At 69.2% G+C, this 2,195-nt stretch carries 2 protein-coding genes; both read right to left on the bottom strand.

Features of this window, described 5'->3' with window-relative positions; translation table 11 throughout:
* Positions 1–68: 68 nt before the first annotated feature.
* Entirely contained in the window at positions 69–899 is an 831-nt protein-coding gene (istB, locus tag AB0J42_RS37565) for an IS21-like element helper ATPase IstB (RefSeq protein ID WP_364303340.1), read from the bottom strand.
* Positions 899–2,122, bottom strand: a complete 1,224-nt coding sequence (gene istA, locus AB0J42_RS37560) for an IS21 family transposase (protein ID WP_364303338.1) — start codon at positions 2,120–2,122, stop codon at positions 899–901. Before istA ends, istB begins: the two co-directional genes overlap by 1 nt.
* Positions 2,123–2,195 lie beyond the last annotated feature (73 nt).

Below are 2,195 nucleotides of genomic sequence, written 5' to 3'. Positions count from 1 at the left end.
TGTCAACGACGGCCGAATTCTGACCCCCTGACGACGGTTGAATCTTGACCCCCTGATGTTGTCGTTGACTACTGTTCGTGCTCGGATCGGGCCGGTGGAACCCGGCCCAGATCCCGGTTCTTCAGCCGGTAGCTGTCTCCCTTCAGCGAGATCACTTCGGCGTGATGGACGAGGCGGTCGATCATGGCGGCGGCGACCACGTCGTCGCCGAATACCTCGCCCCAGCGTCCGAACGGCTTGTTGGATGTGACGATCAGCGAGGCCCGCTCGTAGCGACTGGAGACCAGTTGGAAGAACAGGTTGGCGGCCTCGGGCTCGAACGGGATATAGCCCACCTCGTCCACGATCAGGACCGGGATGCGGGCCAGCTTCACCAGCTCGTCCTGCAGCTTGCCGGCGGCGTGGGCGTCGGCCAGACGGGCCACCCACTCGGCCGCAGTGGCGAAGGCGACACGATGCCCGGCCTGGCAGGCGCGGATCCCCAACCCGATCGATAGGTGCGTCTTGCCAGTTCCGGGCGGACCGAGGAAGACCACGTTCTCCCGGGCCGCGACGAAATCCAGCGTGCTCAGATGGGCGATGGCCTCGCGTTTGAGCGAGCGCTGGTGGTCGTAGTCGAACTCCTCCAGGGCCTTGCGAGCGGGAAAGCGGGCGGCGCGGATGCGGGCCTCGCCGCCGTGGGAGTCGCGGGCGGCCACCTCGCGTTGCAGACAGGCGGCCAGGAACTCCTCATGCGTCCAGGACTCGGCCCGGGCTCGTTCGGCCAGCCGCTCGATGGCGGCTGCCAGCGACGGCGCCTTCAACACCCGGGTCAGGTAGGCCAGCTCGGCGGCGACATTGCGCCCGCTCGCCGCTGCTGCCGTCGACGCGGTGGCGGTGCTGGTGGTTCGTGCGGCCATCACGCCACCGTCTCGATGCCGAGCAAAGCGTCGTAGTCGGCCAGCTGGCGTTGTTCCACCTCGGTGTCCACCGGCGTGGCCACGGCCTGCAGCCGGGCTGAGCGCAGCGCCGCCGCGGCCCTGGCGTGAGCAAGGTCGGTGAGCGTCTGGTGCACGTCCCAGCAACGCTCATGCCGGGCCACCACCTGCCCCGCGCAGGTCACCGTGACGTGTTCCAGGTCGGCGACGACATCGACCAGGCGGCCGATCGCGGACGGGTGAACGGAGTAGTCGTTGGAGGCGACGCGCACGTAGTGATCGCGCGCCAGCCGGGTCGCGCTGCGCCAGCCCACGGTCGGCGGCACGGGCGGCAACGCGACCATCGCGGCCCGATCCGCGCCGATCCGGTCAGCCGGCCGGCAGTCCAGGCGCCGATGATGGCGGTGGTTGGCCCGCTGCAGCCAATCCTCCAGCTGGGCGTTAAAGTCGTGCGGGCCGGTGAAGATACGGCCCGGCAGGAACGAGGTCTCCAGATAGCCGTTGGCCCGCTCCACCAGGCCTTTAGCCTCCGGATCAGCCGGTCGGCACTGCAGGATGCGGGCGCCCAGAGTGCCGCGGAAGGCTTCGGCGTCCTGGGTGAGCTGCGGCCGTCCGCCCTTCCACGCCCCGATAGCGCCCTCGTTGTCCCACACCAGCGTCTTGGGGGTGGCGCCGAGCAGGGACAGTAGTGCCCACATCCCGGCGAACAGATCCCCGGCCGCGCGGGAAGGCAGCATCCGGGCCAGCAGCCAGCGCGAGTAGCCGCAGACCAGGACCAGCACTGGCAGGCTCATCCTCCGATCGGGGCCGACCGGGATACGTGCCGGCGGGAACCACAGATCGCATTGAGCCAGCTCGCCCGGCTGGTAGCTGGTCCGCGAGGCCGGATCGAGCGGCCGGTACTCCGGCCGGATCTGCCGGATGCGGTCCTTGAGCACGGTCATCGACCGCTGCCAGCCGATCCGCTCGGCGATCACGGTTGCCGGCATGTCCGGCCACTGCCGCAGCAGTTGGCGGATCTGCGGTTCTACCGCGTCCACGATCGACTTCTTGCCCGGCCGCTGGTACTTCGGCGGCTCCTCGGCCGCCAACGCGCGCCGCACCGTGTTCCTGGCGATGCCCAACTGCCGCGCGATCGCTTTGATCGGCATGCCCTCGGCCCGGTGCAACCGGCGGATCTCCGCCCAGTCCTCCACCTTGATCACCCTCCAGAGTGAACTGCAAGGGGGGTCAGATTTCGGCCGTCGCCTGGGGGTCAGTATTCACGCGTCGTCGACA

The organism is Nonomuraea sp. NPDC049649 (genome assembly GCF_040675175.1).
Taxonomy (GTDB): domain Bacteria; phylum Actinomycetota; class Actinomycetes; order Streptosporangiales; family Streptosporangiaceae; genus Nonomuraea.
This window is presented reverse-complemented; position numbering and strand designations above follow the sequence as displayed.

Coding starts and splice junctions, on each gene's coding strand:
- istB (WP_364303340.1), bottom strand. CDS start 899: ATGGCCGCACGAACCACCAGCACCGCCACCGCGTCGACGGCAGCAGCG.